This is a genomic window from Psychrobacter sp. 1Y4 (assembly GCF_051847555.1).
Window position 1 is genome coordinate 1 of record NZ_JBPYDE010001162.1, and the last position, 516, is coordinate 516.

Consider the following 516-nt stretch of genomic DNA (forward strand, 5'->3'; position numbering starts at 1 on the left):
TGCCATAACTTCTAATAAGGTAATGGTGCCGCTGACATTGTTATCATAATAAAGTAAAGGCTTAGCCACTGACTCACCAACAGCTTTTAAACCAGCGAAATGGATCACGCCAAAGAATTGATGGGATGAGAAGACTTGTCTCAGCGCCTCAATGTCTCGAATATCCCCTTCAACAAACTCGATATTTTGACCAATTAAGGTAGAGACACGATTAATCGCTTCACGGCTACTATTAGATAAGTTATCGTATACAACAATATCATAGCCTGCTTCATGTAGTGATATACAAGTATGCGAACCGATGTATCCAGCACCGCCAGTAACTAATATTTTATTTTCCATAACATCGATCCGTTACTTTATGAATTAGTTATTCGTCTTTGCTCATAAATGCAACTATACTGGGAACTATAATACATTACCAACGTAAATATATTAATAATGTATATCCAATTTTCCGCTATCAATCCAAGCCGTCAACTACGTCATGAAATTCAATAACTACTTCAAACCATT

1 protein-coding gene is annotated in these 516 nt (G+C 36.4%); it reads right to left on the reverse strand.

From position 1 onward, the window contains the following. Nucleotides 1-342: SDR family NAD(P)-dependent oxidoreductase (locus ACS8FC_RS20940; RefSeq protein ID WP_439298198.1), on the reverse strand; the 342-nt coding region annotated here is incomplete at its 3' end. Nucleotides 343-516: the final 174 nt, after the last annotated feature.